Raw genomic sequence first — 19680 nt, 5'->3', positions numbered from 1 at the left:
CACCTTAGTTCACGCGGCCCTTGCGCGAATGCAACGAAAACAATCCTGCTGGTCAGGTTTTGCCGATTATTTCGGCCATGGCCTGTAGAATGCCGCCATTGCACCTGATGAGAATTTAGAAAATGTACGATTGGCTCAACGCCCTGCCCAAGGCTGAACTGCACCTGCACCTGGAAGGCTCGCTGGAGCCTGAGCTGCTGTTCGCCCTGGCCGAGCGCAACAAGATTGCGCTGCCGTGGAACGACGTCGAAACCCTGCGCAAGGCCTACGCCTTCAACAACCTGCAAGAGTTTCTCGACCTGTATTACAAGGGCGCCGACGTGCTGCGCACTTCCCAGGATTTCTACGACCTGACCTGGGCCTACCTGCTGCGCTGCAAAGAGCAGAACGTGATCCACACCGAACCCTTCTTCGACCCGCAGACCCACACCGACCGTGGTATCCCGTTCGAAGTGGTGCTCAACGGCATCGCCGCTGCGCTGAAAGATGGCGAGCAGCAACTGGGTATCACCAGCGGCTTGATCCTCAGCTTCCTGCGCCACCTGAGCGAAGCCGAAGCCGAGAAAACCCTGGACCAGGCCTTGCCGTTCCGTGACGCATTCGTGGCCGTGGGCCTGGACAGCTCGGAAATGGGTCACCCACCGAGCAAGTTTCAGCGCGTGTTCGACCGTGCCCGCCACGAAGGCTTCCTTACCGTGGCCCACGCCGGCGAAGAAGGCCCGCCCGAGTACATCTGGGAAGCCATCGACCTGCTGAAAATCCAGCGTATCGACCATGGCGTGCGCGCCATCGAAGACGAGCGTCTGATGCAGCGCATCATCGACGAGCAGATCCCGCTGACCGTCTGCCCACTGTCCAACACCAAGCTGTGCGTGTTCGACGACATGGCCCAGCACAACATCCTCGACATGCTGGAGCGTGGCGTGAAGGTGACGGTGAACTCGGATGACCCGGCCTACTTCGGCGGTTATGTCACCGAGAACTTCCACGCGCTGTACACCTCGCTGGGCATGACCCAGGATCAGGCCAAACGCCTGGCGCAGAACAGCCTGGATGCGCGCCTCGTAAAGCCATGACTGAGTAAAAGCGATTGGCTATGTCACACAGACATGGCCAATCGGGTGATTTCCCTGTGCCCTACGGCGTTGACCCGTAACGCGTGGGACTCATTGATCACACTGATCCAGTTTGACTGCAGAAACAGTTGCAACAACCCCGCCCCCAGCGCACCACCCAGATGAGGTTGGTGCTGGCTCCAGTCGAAACAATTGCATACCAGCGGCGACGCTAGGGCTTGGGTAAAAATACCCAGGCCTGCCAGGTGCTGCGCGCCCTTGACCGTGATATCGGTGCGGTGCTCATGACGTTCGATCCAATCCGCTTCCAGCAGGTGCTGGTACAACTGCGCGCCCAGTTCCCCGCCGAGGTGGCCATGGCACAGGCGTGCATGGCGTAACAATGCGGGAGCCACCAGGGCCGGAGGCAGAGCATCCGGTGCACGGCGTGCAGCGCAGGCCATGGTGGTCCTGGCCAAGGCATCGATGGCCGCGCTGACATCAGGTGCCGCGACACGGAACAAGCGCTTGCCACGCCGAGCTTCCACCCGCAATACACCACTGGCCGTCATTCGCGCCAGATGCGCGTTGGCGGAGGTCGGTGACAAGCCGGCAAGCGTCGCCAACTCGACGGGCGACTTGGCCGAGCCATCCATCAAGGCCCACAGCATGGCAGTACGTTTGGGCTCGGCGAGCAAGCTGGCGATCTGACTGATGCAAGGTGCAGCTTCCATCTTTTCACTCCCTGTCGATTTATTTTTCTGCTGAGGTTGGCACCAAAGTATAGGGGCGCAAACCGCCGGTTCCATGGCGTCTGACAGCGTAGAGAGGGACAGGATCTGAGTGAAATTTCCTGCTTTGATGGAGTCCTTTACGTGGTGCCGGATCGCTCTGGCAGCTGGCCGGTCAATGTCGCACAACGGGACACGAGCATTTCCCGCAACAAGTTAATGGGTTTGCTCAGTTGCGCCCGATGGGCACACAACAGATTAAGCGGAGTACGCTCGCCCCGCAGCTCCGGCAGGATCAGGCGCAAACGTCCTGCCAGCACATCGGTACTCACATCCAGCCAGGACTTGTAGGCAATGCCCACGCCCGCCACCGCCCAGCGCCGCACCACATCGGCATCGTCACTGAAGCGGTCACCGGTGACGGTCAGGCTGATTTCACGTTTACCGTCGTGAAAGCTCCAGTGATCGTGGACCCGGCTGCCGAGCATATACAGCAGGCAATTGTGCTGGGCCAGTTGCTCCAGGTGCCGAGGCTCGCCATGACGTGCGAGATAGCTGGGAGACGCACACAGCACACGCACATTGTCCGGGGCGATGGGCAGCGCAATCAGGCTGGAGTCTTCAGGCTCACCATAGCGCAGGGCGATATCCACCGGCTGGCGGAACAGATCGGCAATCCGATCGCCCAGCAACAGCCGCACGGTGAGTTGCGGGTAATCACGCTGGAACTCATCCAACCACGGCAACAGCTGATTGCGCCCGAAATCCGACGGGGCCGACAACTGCAGCACACCACTGACATGGTCCTGGCCGCTGGCCAATAAACGTCGCCCTTCATCCAGCGAGCTTAAGGCCGCCCGGGCATACTCCAGGAAGCCCTCGCCTTCGGCGGTCAGGCGCAGGCTGCGAGTGGAACGCGCCAGCAAGCGTGTGCCCAGTTGCTGTTCGATGCGCTTGAGCGCCGCACTCGCCACCGCAGGCGACAGGTCCATTACCCTGGCTGCTGCGGACAAGCTACCCAGGTCTGCCGCACGCACAAACAACTGCAAATCATCAAAACGCAGCATGCTCTTCCGCTCATTATCAAAGTTTTGTTGAAACAGACTGCAGTTTTAGCGGGTTTTATCTGCGCGGGAAATAGCCAATCATCTGTGCATCCCGTTCATCACGTGTCTGGAGTTGAATATGTCCACCGCCTTTAACGTCATTGCCACGCTGATCGCCAAACCCGGCCAACAGGCCACCCTGGAAACCTTGCTGCGCGGCCTGTTGGAGCCCACGCGCCTGGAAGCCGGTTGCGAGCAGTACGACCTGCACCAGGATCTGCAACACCCCGAAACCTTCTACATGCTCGAACGCTGGAGCGACGACGCGGCGCTGGCCGACCACGACCAGAGCGCGCACATCCAGAGCTTTCGCGCCAAGGCCGCGGATGTGCTCGAACACTTCGAGCTCAAGCGCCTGAAATTCCTCGCCTGATCCCCCCTTTTCTGGAGCCATCATGAAAGCCATTGCCTACTACGCCTCACTGCCGATCAACGATCCAAACGCCCTGCAAGACATCGAACTGCCCGCGCCTGTCGCTGGCCCGCGTGACCTGCTGGTGGAAGTCAAAGCCATCTCGGTCAACCCGGTGGACACCAAGGTGCGCCAGAACGTCTCCCCGGAAAATGGCGCCGCCAAGGTACTGGGCTGGGACGTGGCCGGTGTGGTCAAGGCCGTCGGCAGCGACGTAACGCTGTTCAAGGCCGGTGACAAGGTGTTCTACGCCGGCTCCCTGGTGCGTCCAGGCGGCAACAGCGAATTGCACACCGTGGATGAGCGCATCGTCGGGCATATGCCGAAAAGCCTGGGTTTTGCCGACGCCGCCGCGTTGCCGCTGACCGCCATCACCGCCTGGGAATTGCTGTTCGAACGCCTGCAAGTGCAGGAAGGTACACAAGACGAAGGCCAGAGCCTGCTGATCGTCGGTGCCGCTGGTGGCGTGGGCTCGATCCTGACTCAACTGGCCAGCCAGCTCACCGCCTTGAAAGTGATCGGCACCGCCTCGCGTCCGGAAACCCAAGCGTGGACCAAAGCCCTCGGCGCCGACCTGGTGATCGACCACAGCCAATCGCTGAGCGAAGCGCTGAAAGCTGCCGGCCACCCGCAAGTGACCCACGTTGCCAGCCTGACCCAGACCGATCATCACCTGGACCAACTGGTGGAAGCCCTGCAACCCCAGGGCAAGCTGGCACTGATCGACGACCCCAAGGCGCTGGACGTCAGCAAACTCAAGCGCAAGAGCCTGTCGCTGCATTGGGAGTTCATGTACACGCGCTCGATGTTCGAGACCCCGGACATGATCGAACAGCACAACCTGCTCAATCGCGTGGCCGAACTGATCGACGCCGGCACCCTGAAAACCACGGTGGGTGAGCACTTCGGTGTGATCAATGCGGCAAACCTGCGCCGTGCCCACGCGCTGCTGGAAAGTGGCAAGGCCAAGGGCAAGATCGTGCTGGAAGGCTTCTAAAAAATAGCTGTCAGGGTCGTCCATTATTCATGTGGGTAATGGACGACACCGCTAGTCAGAGAGTTGACCTTTGTCATCTTTGTGAGCGTATTCGGGTTTATATTGGCCGCCTTTGCCACGATTCTTTTACGTGAGGAAGTCAGCAATGAAAATCCTGATAAAAGCGTTAGCAAAATCCGCAGGCAATAAATGGCAGGTCCGTCTCGACCAGGACGCCTTCACCTTCCGCACCGAGGCCGAGGCCCGCGCCTTTGCCGATACCCTGCAAGCCCGTATCCAAGCGCCCCACCGTTTTCCAAGCAGCCAGCAACGCTCCGCCGCTGGCTGATCCGCTGTTCAGACCTGCGCCTGCAAGGCCCGTTTGCGTTGCAGGCGCTGGGTCGACATCGCAATCGTCACCGCCAACACACCGCACAAGCTGATGACCATCGCCATCGGCATCGCCGTGCCGTCGTGCAAAACCCCGACCAACGACGCCGCCCCCGCCGCCACGCCAAACTGAATGCAACCGAGCAACGCCGAAGCGCTACCCGCCCTTGCACCTTGCCCGCTCATGGCACAAGCCGAGGTATTCGGCAAAATGCAGCCCAGGCTGGCAATGCAAATAAACAGCGGCACCAGCAATGGCCACAACGCGTCAGTGCGCAGCGCCGCGATACCCAGCAAGCTCAACGCCGCCAGCAGATAAACCCAAACGCTGCGCGACAACAGGAACGCCGGGCCACGCTTGGACAGCAACCGCGCGTTGACCTGCGCCACCAGGATAAAGCCCGCAGCGTTGGAACCGAACAGCCAGCCGTAATGCTCGGCAGGCACGCCATAGAGTTGGATAAACACGAAAGGTGAACCGGCGATGTAGGCAAACATCCCGGCAATCGAGATACCGCCTGTGAGGGCATAGCCCAGATAAACCCGGTCCGACAACAGCGCCGCATAACGACGCAATGACCCGGATAACGGCTGGCGCGGCTGATGGGCCGGGAAGGTTTCCGGCAGCCCGACCGCCACGGCGATGGCCGCCATCACGCTGAAGATCGACAGCGCGAGGAAAATCGACTGCCAGCCCCATATGCCCACCATCAAACCACCGGCCAGCGGTGCGAGGATCGGCGCCAGGCCGGTGACCAGCATCAACTGGGAAAACACCTTGGCCGAGCCGACCGCGTCGCATTTGTCGCTGACCACCGCACGGGAAATCACCATGCCGGCGCAGCCGCCGAGGGCTTGCACAAAACGCGCAGCGATCAGCCACTCCAGGGTCGGCGCATAGGCGCAGGCAAATGAAGCCAGGGTAAACAGCGTGACACCACTGAGCAGCGGGCCGCGTCGACCAAAGCGATCAGCCAGTGGGCCGTAGATCAATTGGCCGATGGCCAGGCCAGCGAAATACACCGCCAGGGTCAGCTGGATGTGTTTTTCATCGGTCGCGAAAGCCTTGGCCATGGCCGGGAAGCCGGGCAGGTAAAAGTCGATCGCCAACGGCGCGAAGGCGCTCAAGGCACCCAGAATCAGGATTATGCGAAGGTTCATCGGGCACCCAAGTGAGACGGCAGCCCGATAGTCTAGCCGCGCTTGGGTGCATTGAACACGATAGCTCGCTAACTATTTACCCGTATCAGGCAAGCTTTGCGCTGTAGCCCTCTTCGGTGATCGCCTCGATCACTTGCTCGGCAGACAAACGGCTTTCGACGCCCACTTCCTTGGCAGCCAGGTCGACCTTCACGCTGGCCGCCGGGTCCTGGCTCTGCACGGCCTGGGTCACCGCTCGAACGCAATGGCCGCAGGTCATTCCTTCAACGCTGAATACTTGCATGACATGACTCCTTTGATGAGGTTGAACCCAGTCTCGACCTTGCCACGATGGCAAGGTCAAGTTCTGAAAACTTCTGCCGGGCTGGTATTTGGCCGCTTCTAAGGCCAAGCTTCACTCATCTTTGATTCACACCACGGAGCATTCGCCATGCGCTGGTCGTTTTTTGCCCTTGCGGGCCTGATGAGCTTGTCGGCCGCAGTGCCTCAGGCCTTCGCCGCAGAAGACTATGCGGTGCTGATTATTTCCCGGGAACGCCTGGAAGTGCCGACCAACTGCGAGATCGGCCTGTACCTGAATGACCAACTCGCCGGCCGGCTGTTCCAGGAGCAGGCTACGTCGTTCAACTTGCCGGCGGGTAATCTGTCGTTGCGCCTGAAGCTGCTGCCGGGCCAATCCCCTGGCTGCCTGCCGGGGATGCTGGCGCCGCCGGCGCAGAACATCACGCTCAAGGCCGGTGACGTGCGCAAATTGCGCATTGCCCAAGGCCCGGACGGGATGTACCTCAAAGCCGCCAAACTGGAATACTGAAGGCGCTTGACCTTCCCCACAGGTCAAGGTTGATCCTAGGGGCAACTTCTCTTGGAGGACTGCCCCATGAATGGATCCACCACCTTTGACCTGCCCATCAGCGGCATGACCTGCGCCAGCTGTGCCGGCCGCGTCGAGCGTGCGCTGGGCAAGGTGCCGGGGGTGCAACGCGTCAGCGTCAACCTGGCCAATGAGCGCGCCCATATCGAAGTACTCGGCCAGATGGACCCCGGCGTGTTGATCGCCGCCGTCGACAAAGCCGGCTACACCGCCACCCTGCCCCAAAGCGAAACCGCCACCGACGCCAATCAAGCCCAGCGCCTGCACCGCGAGCGTTGGTCGCTGCTGCTGGCGATCCTGCTGGCATTGCCGCTGGTGCTGCCGATGCTGGTGGAACCGTTCGGCCTGCATTGGATGCTGCCCGCCTGGGTGCAGTTCGCCCTGGCCACCCCCGTGCAATTCATCTTTGGCGCACGCTTTTATATCGCCGCCTGGAAAGCCGTGCGTGCCGGTGCTGGCAATATGGACCTGCTGGTGGCGATCGGCACCAGCGCCGGTTACGGCCTGAGTATTTATGAATGGCTCACGGCGCACCCTGGCATGGCGCCGCACCTGTACTTCGAAGCCTCGGCAGTAGTGATCGCCCTGGTGCTGCTCGGTAAATACCTGGAGAGCCGTGCCAAGCGCCAGACCGCCAGCGCTATCCGCGCCCTGGAAGCCTTGCGTCCAGAGCGGGCGATTCGGGTGATTGAAGGCCGTGAAGCAGATGTCGCCATCAATGCCCTGAAACTCAATGACCTGGTGCTGGTAAAACCCGGCGAACGCTTCCCGGTGGACGGTGAAGTCGTCGAGGGCCAAAGCCATGCCGACGAAGCCCTGATCAGTGGCGAGAGCCTGCCCGTACCGAAACAGCCCGGCGATCAGGTGACCGGTGGCGCCATCAATGGCGAAGGCCGCCTGCTGGTGCGCACCCTGGCCCTCGGCGCTGAAAGCGTGTTGGCGCGGATCATCCGCCTGGTGGAAGACGCCCAGGCCGCCAAGGCACCGATCCAGAAACTGGTGGACAAAGTCAGCCAGGTATTCGTTCCGGCCGTGCTGGTGCTGGCGTTGGTGACCTTGGTGGGCTGGTGGCTGTATGGCGCGCCCCTGGAGACCGCAATCATCAATGCCGTCGCCGTGTTGGTGATCGCCTGCCCTTGCGCCCTGGGCCTGGCCACGCCGACCGCCATCATGGCCGGCACAGGCGTTGCCGCGCGCCACGGCATTTTGATCAAGGACGCAGAAGCCCTGGAACGCGCCCATGAAGTGAGTGCGGTGGTTTTCGACAAGACCGGCACCCTCACCTCCGGCGCGCCAAAAATTGCGCACCTGGCGGCCGTGGATGGCAATGAGGCCTTGCTGCTGCAGCAAGCCGGCGCGTTGCAACGGGGCAGTGAACACCCGCTGGCCAAAGCCGTGCTGGATGCCTGTGATGAAAAAGGGCTGAAGGTGGCTGATGTAACGGCCAGCCAATCCCTGACCGGACGCGGCATCGCCGGCACGCTGGACGGCCGGCAACTGGCCCTGGGCAACCGTCGCCTGCTGGAAGAAAGCGGCTTGAACGCGGGCGGGTTGGCCGAATCAGCCAAGGCTTGGGAGGCAGAAGGCCGCACCTTGTCCTGGCTGATCGAGCAAGGCTCACAACCCCGAGTGCTGGGGCTGTTCGCCTTTGGCGACACGCTCAAACCCGGCGCGTTGGAAGCGGTGAAGCAACTCAAGGCCCAGCACATCAGCAGCCATTTGCTCACCGGTGACAATCGCGGCAGCGCCCGCGTGGTGGCCGAGGCGTTGGGTATCGACGACGTGCACGCCGAAGTACTGCCCGCCGACAAAGCCGCCACCGTCGCCGAGTTGAAAAAAACCGGCGTAGTGGCCATGGTCGGTGACGGTATCAACGACGCCCCGGCCCTGGCCGCCGCCGATATCGGCATCGCCATGGGCGGCGGCACCGACGTGGCGATGCACGCCGCCGGCATCACCCTGATGCGCGGCGACCCGCGCCTGGTACCGGCCGCGCTGGAGATCAGCCGCAAGACCTACGCCAAGATCCGCCAGAACCTGTTCTGGGCCTTTGTGTATAACCTGATCGGCATTCCCCTGGCGGCATTCGGCCTGCTCAACCCGGTGCTGGCCGGCGCGGCGATGGCCTTGTCCAGCGTCAGCGTAGTGAGTAATGCGTTACTGTTGAAGACGTGGAAGCCCAAGAACCTGGAGGATCAGCGCCCATGAACATCGGCCAAGCCGCGCGCCAGAGTGGGTTGAGTGCCAAGATGATTCGCTACTACGAATCCATCGGCCTGCTCAAAGCCGCGCATCGTACCGACAGTGGCTATCGCGTATACGGGCAGGATGACTTGCACACCCTGGCGTTTATCAAGCGTTCGCGGGACCTGGGATTTTCACTGGAGGAAGTCGGCAAGCTGCTGACCCTGTGGCAGGACCGGCAACGGGCCAGCGCCGACGTAAAAGCCTTGGCGCGCCAGCATATCGATGAGCTGAACCAGAAGATTCTGGAACTGGGGCAACTGCGCGATACCTTGCAGGACTTGGTGGAACACTGCCAGGGCGATCATCGGCCGGATTGTCCGATTCTCAAGGAGTTGGCGTCCGGTAGCTGTTGCGCCTGAAGGAGAAAACGCGATATCCGATTGAGCCTGTATTTATTGTGGTGAGCGGGCTTGCCCGCGCGGGGCAAGCCCGCTCACCACAAAAGCCAGCTCATACTGAATCGTTACTGCATCCAAGGCGGTGGCGGTGGCTCGTCCGGGACCTTGCTCGGTGGCGCATCATCCGCCGCCCGAATCGCCTGGCGACGCTCCTCGTCCAACCGCGCCGCTTCGATCTCGCGGATCACGCCGCCGACATCCGCCAGTTCTTCCGGCTCGTCAAACTCACCGGTCAAGACACTGGCCGGGTGCAGGGTGCCGGCTTCGTACAGCGCCCACATTTCCTTGGCGTACTTGGTCTTCTTCAGCTCCGGGGCAAAGCGCCCGAAGTAGGACGCCATGTTGCCCACATCGCGCTCCAGCATGCTGAAGGCGTGGTTGTTGCCCGCCGCATCCACCGCCTGGGGCAGGTCGATGATCACCGGACCGGTCGGCGTGAGCAGCACGTTGAACTCGGACAGGTCACCGTGCACCAGGCCGGTACACAGCATCAACACGATCTGGGAAATCAGGAAGGCGTGGTATTCGCGCGCCTGGTCCGGTTCCAGCGTGACGTCGTTCAGACGCGGCGCCGCATCGCCGTACTCGTCGGCCACCAGTTCCATCAGCAGCACGCCTTCGAGGAAGTCGAACGGCTGGGGCACGCGAACGCCCGCACCGGCCAGGCGGAACAGCGCCGCCACTTCGGCGTTCTGCCAGGCATCTTCGGTTTCTTTCTTGCCGAACTTGGAGCCCTTGGCCATGGCCCGGGCCTGCCGGCTGTTACGGACCTTACGGCCTTCCTGGTATTCGGATGCCTGACGAAAACTTCGTTTGTTCGCCTCCTTGTAAACCTTGGCGCAACGCAATTCGTTGCCGCAGCGCACCACATAAACAGCTGCTTCTTTACCACTCATGAGTGGGCGCAGCACTTCGTCGACCAGACCGTCTTCGATCAGGGGTTCAATGCGTTTAGGAGTCTTCATCAGCTTTTATTGTGGGTCCTTTATTACCAAATACGCGTATGGCACTCGTTATACGGCAATCAGCGCGTCGGTGGGAGGGGCTACCGACCGTTGATCACTTAAGAATGCAACCAATAGGCCAGTTTCAGCGTTCAATGATCGCCGTAACGCCCTGCCCACCTGCCGCACAGATGGATATCAGCCCGCGGCCCTTGCCCGCCGCATCCAGCAACTTGGCCAGATTGGCGACGATACGCCCACCCGTGGCGGCAAACGGGTGTCCGGCGGCCAGGGAGCTGCCCTTTACATTGAGCCGGCTGCGGTCGATGGAGCCCAGGGGGGCGTCAAGACCCAGATGTGTCTTGCAATAGTCCGCGTCTTCCCAGGCTTTAAGCGTGCACAACACTTGGGCAGCGAAAGCTTCGTGGATCTCGTAGTAATCGAAGTCCTGCAACGTCAGACCGTTCCTCGCCAGCAAGCGTGGCACCGCATACACCGGCGCCATCAGCAGGCCTTCGGCACCGTTGACGAAATCCACCGCCGCCGCTTCGCCATCGCGCAAATACGCGAGGATCGGCAAACCGCGCTCCTTGGCCCAGGCTTCACTGCCCAAGAGCACCAGCGAGGCGCCATCGGTGAGCGGCGTCGAGTTGCCGGCGGTGAGCGTGCCTTTTTCGCTACGCTCAAAAGCCGGCTTGAGGGCGGCGAGTTTTTCCAGGGTCAAATCGGGCCGCAGGTTGTTGTCGCGGGTCAGGCCCAGAAACGGGGTGAGCAAATCGTTGTGCCAGCCTTCGGCGTAGGCGGCGGCCATTTTCTGGTGGCTTTCCAGCGCGAGTTGATCCTGCTCGGCGCGGGGGATCTGCCAGGTTTGCGCCATCAATTCGCAGTGCTGGCCCATGGACAAACCGGTACGGGGTTCGCCATTGCGCGGTAGCTCTGGCTTGAGGTGATGGGGACGAAGTTGTAACAGGACTTTTAATTTATCTGCCACGGATTTGCTGCGGTTGGCTTGCAACAGGATCTTGCGCAGGCCTTCATTCACGCCAATGGGCGCATCAGACGTGGTGTCCACCCCGCCGGCAATCCCGCATTCAATTTGGCCCAGGGCGATCTTGTTGGCCACCAGCAACGCAGCTTCCAGACCGGTGCCGCACGCCTGCTGGATGTCATAGGCCGGGGTTTGCGGCGACAGGCGCGAACCGAGCACGCATTCACGGGTGAGGTTGAAGTCGCGGGAATGTTTGAGCACGGCGCCAGCGGCCACCTCGCCCATGCGCAAGCCGTGCAGGTTGTAGCGTTCGATCAGGCCTTCCAGGGCAGCGGTCAGCATCGCCTGGTTGCTCGCCGTGGCGTAAGGGCCATTGGAGCGGGCAAACGGAATGCGGTTACCGCCGATGATCGCCACACGGCGCAATTGAGTCATGGAAAGCTCCCTTATGGTTATGGGTGGAATCATTCAGCCTAGCCTAGGCTCAATCGAACGAGTGCCACCCCGGGGTGGTCAACCCTTTGAACCCCAGCCTTCGGAGAGCGTTCCATGTCTGACCGTTATATCGACTTCGCCAACTCAAGCCTCGGCCATCGCCTGGTCGCCGCCCTTGGCCTGCCGTCACCGGTACGCCTGGAACGCTGGCAAGCCGGGCGCCTGCGTCCAGTGGAAGGTGCATTGCTGCTGGGCGGCGGCGCGCTGGCGAGCAACGTACAGGCGTTTGCCCACAAGCTTACCGACGCGATTTATACCTACGGCACCGAGGCATCGACGTGGATCCCCGGCCACGGCCCCAAGCTCAAGGCCGTGGTGTTCGACGCCAGCGAGTTGCAACACACCGATCAACTCAAACAGCTGCGCGAATTCTTCCAGCCGCTGCTGAAAAACCTGGATAACAGCGCGCATCTGGTGATCCTTGGCCGCGCGCCGGAAAGCCTCAGCGATCCCTTCGCCGCCAGCGCCCAGCGTGCCCTGGAAGGCTTCAGCCGTTCGCTGGCCAAGGAGCTGCGCAACGGCGGCGTCTTGCAATTGCTCTACGTGGGCGACGGTGCAGAGGATCAATTGGAAGGTGCGTTGCGCTTCTTCCTCTCGCCCAAAAGCGCGTATATCTCCGGCCAGGTCATTCGCCTGGAAGCGTGCGCCACACCCGTCGAGGATTGGACACGGCCCCTGGCCGGGCGCAAGGCGCTGGTCACCGGTGCTGCCCGAGGCATTGGTGCCTCCATCGCCGAAACCCTGGCCCGCGACGGCGCCGAAGTGATCCTGCTCGACGTGCCCCAGGCCAAGGCCGACCTCGAAGCCCTAGCGGCGCGCCTGGGCGCACGCACGGTCGCGCTGGATATCTGCGCCGCAGATGCCGCCAGCCAATTGATCGAACACCTGCCCGATGGCCTCGACATCCTGGTGCACAACGCCGGCATCACCCGTGACAAAACCCTGGCCAACATGACCCCGGAATACTGGGACGCGGTGCTGGCGGTGAACCTCAATGCGCCCCAAGTGCTGACCCAGGCGCTGCTCGACAGCGGCACCCTGCATGACAACGCCCGCGTGGTGTTGCTGGCTTCCATCAGCGGCATTGCCGGTAACCGTGGGCAGACCAATTACGCCGCGAGCAAAGCAGGATTGATCGGCCTCGCCCAAGCGTGGGCACCGCTGCTCAAGGCGCGCGGCATCAGCATCAATGCGGTGGCCCCCGGTTTTATCGAAACCCAGATGACTGCGCATATTCCATTTGCCTTGCGTGAGGCCGGACGACGCATGAGTTCGCTGGGCCAGGGCGGCCTGCCGCAGGACGTCGCCGAAGCAGTGGCGTGGCTCGGCCAACCGGGCTCCGGTGCGGTCACCGGGCAAGCGCTGCGGGTGTGTGGGCAAAGCCTCTTGGGAGCATAAACATGCAATGGAAGACGCTAGGCACTACGCCATTCCTGCCGCCGCTGTATTGGCGCGCGGCACTCAAACGCAAGATCACCGGCAACACACTGCCCGAGCAGGGGTTGCGCTGCCGGGGAAGCATCGATCCCAAGCAGGTGGCGGCGTATCGTAAGGTCTGCGGTTTTGCGCAGAGCCCGATCCTGCCGGCGACCTATCCGCATATCCTGGCGTTCGGGTTGCAGATGCGACTGCTCACCGACAAAAAATTTCCCTTCCCGTTGCTGGGGTTGATTCACCTGAGTAACCGCATCCGCATTCATCGCCCGCTCGGGGGAGTGAGTGAGTTGTCCGTCGGAGTCCACACGCAGAACCTCAGGCCCCACCCCAAAGGCGCAACCTTCGATCTGATCACCACCGTCGAGGACTCACTCGGCCTGCTATGGGAAGCCGAAAGCCGCATGCTGTGCCGGGGCGTAAAGCTGGAAGGTGAGGCCCAGGATGACGCACAACCCTCCCCCGCACAGGTCAGCGAACTGACCCGCTGGAAAGCCCCCGCCGATATCGGCCGCCGTTACGCACGGGTCTCCGGCGACTACAACCCGATCCACCTCAGCGCCATCACCGCCAAGTTGTTCGGTTTCCCCCAGGCCATCGCCCACGGGCTGTGGAACAAGGGGCGCACCCTCGCCGCCCTTGGCGAACACTTGCCCACCGCCAATATCGAGATCAGCGTCGAGTTTAGAAAACCCGTGCGCCTGCCCGGTGAAGTGACGTTATTGGCCAGCGCCGCCGGTTCCAGCGGTGAGTTGTGGTTGAAAGGCGCGGGCGATATTGAACATATGGTAGGCAAGTGGCGGCCGATCGCCTGAAATAACTCGATTAATTGTATATATACACCCTAAGTAATAGCGGACTTTTTAACGTCCGCTTTTTTATTCAAGCCATTGATAATAAACACATATACATCTTGATACATCCATGCTTTATACCCTTGGTATTAGTTACTTAAACGGTACACCCGCGCCGTATATAAATCGTTAATACCAAGTAGAGCATTGAGCGAACGCACCGCCGGGGCTGTTATAGCCACACGGACAAACACATCGCTATCCCCAGAAATAGTGAGCGTTTGAAGACAACCAAGGTTGTACAGGTGCAAGGAACTCAATCATGAAAACTCAACTCGTGTTTTGGAAAGCAAGTACCGCGCTGGCCCTGGCAGTAGCACTGGCACTCGGCGGCTGCAGCAGCGGTGGTGGCGGGCATCACAGTGGTGGATCTTCCGATGCTGGCGCGGGCGCAGGCGGCGGTACGGGTGGTGGTACCGGTGGCGGCACCGACCCTGGCACCACCCCCGGCGGCGGCTCGACGCCATTGGTCACCGCCACGGTGGTCGACACCGTCGGCGATACGGTGACCGGCCTCGGCGGCACCGTCCGCAGCCTGGGCACCACCCTTGGCAGCCTGCCCATCGTGGGCGCCACTGCCGGTGGCCTGGTCAACGCGACCGGCAACGCCGTCGGCAGCATCGGCACCGGCCTTTCAGACGGCCTGGGTTCGCTGGGTACTGACAGCAATGCACTGGGCAAAACCGTCGCTGGCGTGGCCAACGGGGTTTCTGACCTGGGCGATGGCGTGACCGTCACCGGTACTAACGTCGCCACCCTGCTGGGCAATGTGCCTGTGGTCGGCGGCGCCGCGCCGGCAGTCGGCAACGTGGTGGGCAAGGTCGGCAATGCCGTGACCATGCTCGGCGACACCCTCAGCACCGCCAGCACCACTGGCCCACTCGGTTCGGTGACCAACACCGTCGGCGCGAAAGTGTTGGTGCCGGTGGTCTCCCTGGTGGAAAACACCACCGGTAAAGTCGGCACCGCCACCGGTCTCGACAAGCCCGTGGGCGGCCTGCTGCAAAAAGTCGGCGATACCGTCGACGGCCTCGGCGATAAAGTCGCTGGCGCAGGCGGCACCGGCAACCCGGTGACCGGAGCCGTGGGCGACGTGCTTAATGGTGTCGGCACCGTGGTTGGCAAGGCCAGTGGTTATGTCGACCCGGATGCAGATAGCAATGGTGGCGGCAGCGGCGGTGGGACCGGCGGCGGCACTAACCAGCTGGGCTTGCCTGAACTCATCGGCGGCATTATCGCAGGCGCTGGCAGCGGCCTGGATGCGGGCAGCACCAATGGCGTGGTCAGCGCAACCGGCGTGACCGGCGTCAAAGCCGGCACCACCGTGGCCTCGCTGGGCACAATCCTGGGTGGCAGCGGCACGCCGAACACGGCGGCAGGCGCCCCCGTTGCCGGGCTGACCAACCAGATCGGCGGCGCACTCAACCCCGTCACCAGTGGCGTGCAGAGCCTGACCCAAAACGTCGGCAATGCCACGGGCCTGGGTGGCCCGGTCAACGGCCTGGTCACGAATGTCGGCGGCGCCGTCAGCAGCCTCGGCGGCAAAATCAGCGGCACCAACGCCAACCCGGTCACCAATGCCCTGGGCGGCACCGTGACCGCAGTGGGTGGCACCGTGGCGTCGATTGGCGGCCTGGTCACCGGTGGCACCAACACCGGCGGCGGCTTGCTCGGCGGTGGCCTGAATGTGGGTGCTGGTGCCTCGGCGGGCGCCGGTGCAGGCGCCAGTGCAAATGGTGGTCTTCTGGGCGGGCTGTTGGGTGGCCTGACCGGCAAAAAATAGAATTGCACCTGGCCGATTAGACGGCCTCACCTACAGCGCCTACGCTTGGTTGAGACGAGAGACCCCACTAAGTCTCTCGTCTTTTTTTATGGGTCAGTGATCGATCCCTGAAAGTCCCCGAACCGCGCCCCCAGAGCCCGGCGGGAATCTGCGAAACGCTGCAGCAATTTTGACCATGGAGTGTCCTATGCGCGCTTTGACGCCGTTGTTGTTGCTCACCCTCAGTGCTTACGCCCACGCCGATACCCTACCCAGTTTCCTCAACAGCAACGACACCATCCGCAACCTGCCCGTGCCCAACCTGCCCGCCGACGCTTACCGACCCGCCGCCACACCGACCCAGGTTCCAGTGCCAGCGGCGACCGCCGGGCAACCGCTGCTGATGGACACCAAAGTGACCATCCGCAAACTGCAGATCGACGGCGGCACGGTGTACCCGCTCAAGGAAGTCGCCCAGGTTTTCGAGCCGCTGATTGGCCATGAAACCAACCTGGCGCAATTGATCGAAGCCACCCGCAGCATTACCCGCCGTTACCAAGAGGACGGCTACCTGCTGTCCTATGCCTATCTGCCGGAGCAACGCTTCGAAGGTGGCCTGGTACAAGTGGTGTTGGTGGAGGGTTATATCCGCGATTACCAAGTGCAAGGCGAGATCGGTTCGGTCTCGTCCTACATCGACAAGCTGGCGGAAAAACTCAAGGCCGAGCGCCCGCTCACGCGCAAGACCTTCGATCGCTACACCACGCTGATGAGTGCCATCCCTGGCCTCACCGTGCAAGCCCTGGTGCCGCCACCCAACACCACCGATGGCGGCGCGCATATGCAGGTCACTGCCAGCCGCAAACCCTTTACCACCAGCATGAGCCTCAATGAAGCCAACCGCGGCGGCACCCAAGCGCTGCTGACCGCCACCAGCAACTCGTGGACGTCCATGGGCGAACAACTGAACGTCAGCGGCCTGTTCCCACCGGGCGAAGACAAAGAGCATTACTACCGCGCGAGCTACAGCCAATTCATCAACGCCGAGGGCACCCAACTTGCCCTCTCGGGCGAACGCTACCGCGCCGATCCCAAGACCGGCCTGCAACTGGGCGACGGCCTGGAACTCAAGCCACACCAGGAAATCGACCGTTACTCCATTGGTCTCAGCCACCCCTTTATCGCCTCGCCCAGCGAGTCATTGAGCCTGGGCACGCGCCTCTACGCCGTCGACCAGACCAACCGCTACAAGATCGACGGTTTCCCACAACGCTTTGAGCTGGAAACAAACCTGCGCGCCCTGGCATTCGAAGGTGACTGGCGCAAGGCCGACACCACGCAGTTGCGCATCATCAGCGGTGGCATCTACCAAGGGATCAATGGCCTGGGCGCCAAGGCCCGCACGGATTTCGGCGGCCTCAAGCAGGACCTCGACTTCTTCCGCCTGCGCCTGTCCGGCGTGCAGAGCAACAAGCTGTTCGATAACTGGCAAGGCGTGCTATCGGGCGCGCTCTACTGGAGCAACGATTACCTGCCCGACAGCGAACGCGCCACCTTCGGCGGGCAAAGCTTCGGACGCGGCTACCCGGATGACCAGGGCACCGGCGACAAGGGCTGGGGCCTGGCCTACGAGGTCAACTACAGCTACAACCGCGCCGGCGACTGGGTGAGGATCCTGCAACCCTACGTGGTGTTCGACCGTGCCAAGACCTGGTTCAACGACGTGCCGGTCAAAGGCAACGACCTGTCATCGGCGGCGCTGGGGCTGCGCTTTGGTGATGCCAAGTACTACAACATCGCGCTGGAAGTCGCCAAGCCGATGTCGGACGTGGCGTTGGACAGCTACGATCGGCGGCCTCGGTATTCGTTGAGTTTCAGCTACCAGCTGTAACCGGACCCTGTAGGCGCCTGGGATAGCGGCGCCTACAGTCTGGTTTTGGGGAGAGGAAACAGGTTGTTCAAGGTATCGATCAGCCGCACCAGGTATATCGGCTTGCGGAACAGGTCCAGCACCTGCAGGCGCAACATGTCGCTCACATCATCCATTTCCGCATGACCCGACATCACGATGACCGGCAGGTGTGAGCGTGAGGTGTGTTCGCGCAAGCGCTTGATCAAGGAAATGCCACTTTCCTCGGGCATGCGCAGGTCCGTGATGACCAGCGCGATGTCCGGGTGAAGTGTCAATTCTTGCAGGGCGAAGGTGACGGAAGTGGCAGTGAAACAGACAAATCCCTCGTTTTCGAGGGATTCGGCGAGTTCGATAAGAGCATCCTCTTCGTCGTCCACCAATAGAATTTGCTGGCGTGAAGAAGACGCGCTCATGGCATTACCTGCAAAAGGGGATAGTCATAACAGCAGCCAAAAATCAATCAAGTCCCCGTCGGCATGCCGGAAGACATGTTAGTGAAGATTGTCTTTATCTTAGTTCCCAGCCCTGTCCCGGCACCCACAATAACGAGCGCGACTAACGCCACGACAATGGCGTACTCAATACCTGAAGCTCCCTCTTTGCGGCTGAAGAAAAGTTGCGTGTGGACATAAAGTTTCAACACCAGGTCAAGGAACATAAGACTTCTCCCTAAAACGCCACTGGAAGCCGGAACGGCTCTAGTACCAGATGATCGCGGCGTGCTACTAGAGCATTGTCAACAAACCTCAGCCTCACAACTGTAATAACGGATTAATCATAAAGTATTAGTCGTAAAGTTGACGCCATAAACCCGCACCCTGAAAGGCTGCTTTTATAGTTCAGATAAATTTTTCCTGGGGTAATGGCATTTCGTCCTAGCTGAGCTACCTTCAAATAGCCAAATCGTTAGATGTTCATCACAGCCAGGTTGCGGATTAACCCATTCGGATTAAGCGGGTGTGCAGTGCAACGGGAAAGGGAGAGCCGTCATGAACAGTCGCATCAGCATGGTCCTGGCCGGCTTGCTGCTGATCGGGGCCTTGATCGCCGGGTACTGGGGGCTTGTTTTAAGCCGCGCACCGGAGCCTGTAGCCGCCCCTGCCGCACCTGTCGTTTCTGTTGATCACACTGCCGCTGCCGTTGAAGACCCAACCCGCCAACCGGTGGTGGTCTTGGTGCATGACGTGCCCGCCTTTACTCCGTTGACCGCCGCCGACCTGGCCGTCGAAAAACTGCTCACCGCCCCCGCCGGCAGCCTGACCCAACTCGACCAGGCCATCGGCCGCACGCCCCTGCGTACGCTGGGGGCGGGCACGTGGCTCACCGAAGAAAGCTTCAGCGCCGGCGGCCCACTCGCACGCATGATCCGCCCGAACGAGCGCGCCCTGGCCGTAGCGGTGGATGAGGTGAGCGGCGCCGGAGGTCAATTGACGCCCGGCGACTACGTGGATGTGCTGCTGTTCCTGCGTCAAGATGCGGGCAACGCCGAACAGTCGGCGCAGATCGTTCTTCCGGCCATGCGCCTGCTCAGCGTTGGTGACCAATTGGGCCTGGCCAACGATGGCAAACCTGCGGTTCCTCCTCCGGCCACGCCTGAAGAACGCGTCCAAGCTGCCCAACGCCGAGCCGGCGCACGCACCGTGGTGCTGGCCGTGCCGGAGCCACTGTTAAGCCGCCTGATGCTTGCGGCCCAAGCCGGCGTGTTGCGCCTGGCCGTGCGCAGCGCCGAGGAACAACTGCTCAGCCGCTACTGGGCCGGCGAAAGCGATGCGTCAGAGCGATTGGAAAGCGCCAACCGCGACCTCTACCAATTCACCCAACTGGCCCTGGTCGGCCCGCCCAAACGCGTCGCCCAAACCTCCACCGCTGGGCCCGGCGTACGCCGTGGCATTGAAGTGATTCGCGGCGCCCAAGCGGCGCCACAAACTCCGTGATCGAGCAAGG

Annotated in this window: 20 protein-coding genes; 12 read left to right on the top strand and 8 right to left on the bottom strand. The window is 61.7% G+C overall.

Annotated features, from left to right (window positions below):
* Positions 1-122: 122 nt before the first annotated feature.
* Positions 123-1076, top strand: coding sequence for an adenosine deaminase (locus tag OZ428_RS03980; RefSeq protein WP_012722045.1), 954 nt, complete (start codon positions 123-125; stop codon positions 1074-1076).
* A gap of 23 nt (positions 1077-1099) precedes the next feature.
* Here OZ428_RS03980 and OZ428_RS03975 read toward each other — a convergent pair whose 3' ends face one another.
* Positions 1100-1789 (bottom strand): ArsR/SmtB family transcription factor, encoded by a 690-nt coding sequence (locus OZ428_RS03975; RefSeq protein ID WP_269132766.1) that lies wholly within the window; start codon positions 1787-1789, stop codon positions 1100-1102.
* Positions 1790-1926: 137 nt separating this feature from the next.
* Positions 1927-2853, bottom strand: a complete 927-nt coding sequence (locus OZ428_RS03970; protein ID WP_269132765.1) for a LysR family transcriptional regulator — start codon at positions 2851-2853, stop codon at positions 1927-1929.
* A gap of 118 nt (positions 2854-2971) precedes the next feature.
* Here OZ428_RS03970 and OZ428_RS03965 point away from each other — a divergent pair, with 118 nt between their 5' ends.
* From OZ428_RS03965 to OZ428_RS03955, 3 genes are all read left to right on the top strand, one after another.
* Positions 2972-3265: a putative quinol monooxygenase gene (locus OZ428_RS03965; protein ID WP_016977041.1), complete on the top strand. Its 294-nt coding sequence runs from the start codon at positions 2972-2974 to the stop codon at positions 3263-3265.
* A 22-nt stretch (positions 3266-3287) separates the two neighbouring features.
* Positions 3288-4301: a zinc-binding alcohol dehydrogenase family protein gene (locus OZ428_RS03960; protein WP_269132764.1), complete on the top strand. Its 1014-nt coding sequence runs from the start codon at positions 3288-3290 to the stop codon at positions 4299-4301.
* A gap of 145 nt (positions 4302-4446) precedes the next feature.
* Positions 4447-4629, top strand: coding sequence for a hypothetical protein (locus OZ428_RS03955; RefSeq protein WP_016977039.1), 183 nt, complete (start codon positions 4447-4449; stop codon positions 4627-4629).
* 8 nt (positions 4630-4637) lie between these two features.
* On the opposite strand, the gene OZ428_RS03950 is transcribed toward OZ428_RS03955, so the two are convergent.
* The gene (locus tag OZ428_RS03950; protein WP_269132763.1) at positions 4638-5831 is read right to left on the bottom strand and encodes a Bcr/CflA family multidrug efflux MFS transporter; all 1194 of its coding nucleotides are present in this window, start codon (positions 5829-5831) and stop codon (positions 4638-4640) included.
* A gap of 85 nt (positions 5832-5916) precedes the next feature.
* Entirely contained in the window at positions 5917-6114 is a 198-nt protein-coding gene (locus tag OZ428_RS03945) for a heavy-metal-associated domain-containing protein (protein WP_016977037.1), read from the bottom strand.
* A 147-nt stretch (positions 6115-6261) separates the two neighbouring features.
* On the opposite strand from OZ428_RS03945, the gene OZ428_RS03940 reads away from it, so the two are divergent.
* From OZ428_RS03940 to cueR, 3 genes are all read left to right on the top strand, one after another.
* Complete coding sequence (locus OZ428_RS03940) at positions 6262-6642, top strand: hypothetical protein (protein ID WP_038845813.1); 381 nt, start codon at positions 6262-6264, stop codon at positions 6640-6642.
* A 66-nt stretch (positions 6643-6708) separates the two neighbouring features.
* The gene (locus OZ428_RS03935; protein WP_269132762.1) at positions 6709-8910 is read left to right on the top strand and encodes a heavy metal translocating P-type ATPase; all 2202 of its coding nucleotides are present in this window, start codon (positions 6709-6711) and stop codon (positions 8908-8910) included.
* Entirely contained in the window at positions 8907-9308 is a 402-nt protein-coding gene (gene cueR, locus OZ428_RS03930; RefSeq protein WP_028615607.1) for a Cu(I)-responsive transcriptional regulator, read from the top strand. The genes OZ428_RS03935 and cueR overlap by 4 nt, the downstream gene beginning before the upstream one ends.
* A 104-nt stretch (positions 9309-9412) precedes the next feature.
* On the opposite strand, the gene OZ428_RS03925 is transcribed toward cueR, so the two are convergent.
* Together OZ428_RS03925 and OZ428_RS03920 are read right to left on the bottom strand one after the other, a co-directional pair.
* On the bottom strand, positions 9413-10312 hold the full coding sequence (locus tag OZ428_RS03925; RefSeq protein WP_016977033.1) for a PA4780 family RIO1-like protein kinase: 900 nt from the start codon (positions 10310-10312) through the stop codon (positions 9413-9415).
* Positions 10313-10436: 124 nt separating this feature from the next.
* On the bottom strand, positions 10437-11714 hold the full coding sequence (locus OZ428_RS03920; RefSeq protein ID WP_269132761.1) for an acetyl-CoA C-acetyltransferase: 1278 nt from the start codon (positions 11712-11714) through the stop codon (positions 10437-10439).
* 114 nt (positions 11715-11828) lie between these two features.
* Here OZ428_RS03920 and OZ428_RS03915 point away from each other — a divergent pair, with 114 nt between their 5' ends.
* The 4 genes from OZ428_RS03915 to OZ428_RS03900 all read left to right on the top strand — a co-directional run bounded on the left by OZ428_RS03915 (position 11829) and on the right by OZ428_RS03900 (position 17715).
* Positions 11829-13172 carry a 3-oxoacyl-ACP reductase gene (locus OZ428_RS03915; RefSeq protein WP_269132760.1) on the top strand — a complete coding sequence of 448 codons (1344 nt, stop codon included), beginning with the start codon at positions 11829-11831 and terminating at the stop codon, positions 13170-13172.
* Between the two features lie 2 nt (positions 13173-13174).
* Positions 13175-14023, top strand: a complete 849-nt coding sequence (locus OZ428_RS03910; RefSeq protein WP_269132759.1) for a MaoC family dehydratase — start codon at positions 13175-13177, stop codon at positions 14021-14023.
* A 301-nt stretch (positions 14024-14324) separates the two neighbouring features.
* Positions 14325-15845, top strand: a complete 1521-nt coding sequence (locus OZ428_RS03905) for a collagen-like triple helix repeat-containing protein (RefSeq protein WP_269132758.1) — start codon at positions 14325-14327, stop codon at positions 15843-15845.
* 187 nt (positions 15846-16032) lie between these two features.
* Positions 16033-17715, top strand: a complete 1683-nt coding sequence (locus OZ428_RS03900) for a ShlB/FhaC/HecB family hemolysin secretion/activation protein (RefSeq protein ID WP_269132757.1) — start codon at positions 16033-16035, stop codon at positions 17713-17715.
* 32 nt (positions 17716-17747) lie between these two features.
* Here the strand turns inward: OZ428_RS03900 and OZ428_RS03895 are convergent, their stop codons facing one another.
* Together OZ428_RS03895 and OZ428_RS03890 are read right to left on the bottom strand one after the other, a co-directional pair.
* Positions 17748-18149: a response regulator gene (locus OZ428_RS03895; protein ID WP_269132756.1), complete on the bottom strand. Its 402-nt coding sequence runs from the start codon at positions 18147-18149 to the stop codon at positions 17748-17750.
* Positions 18150-18196: 47 nt separating this feature from the next.
* A complete protein-coding gene (locus OZ428_RS03890; RefSeq protein WP_269132754.1) occupies positions 18197-18394 on the bottom strand; it encodes a Flp family type IVb pilin in 198 nt (65 codons plus the stop codon).
* Positions 18395-18725: 331 nt separating this feature from the next.
* Between OZ428_RS03890 and cpaB the strand changes: the two genes are divergently transcribed.
* Entirely contained in the window at positions 18726-19670 is a 945-nt protein-coding gene (gene cpaB, locus OZ428_RS03885) for a Flp pilus assembly protein CpaB (protein WP_269132753.1), read from the top strand.
* The last annotated feature ends 10 nt before the right edge of the window (positions 19671-19680 follow it).

This window comes from Pseudomonas sp. GXZC (assembly GCF_026967615.1).
GTDB classification, from domain to species: Bacteria; Pseudomonadota; Gammaproteobacteria; order Pseudomonadales; family Pseudomonadaceae; genus Aquipseudomonas; species Aquipseudomonas azotoformans_A.
Note: the sequence above shows the minus strand (reverse complement) of the source record. Positions and strands in the feature narration are given on the sequence as shown.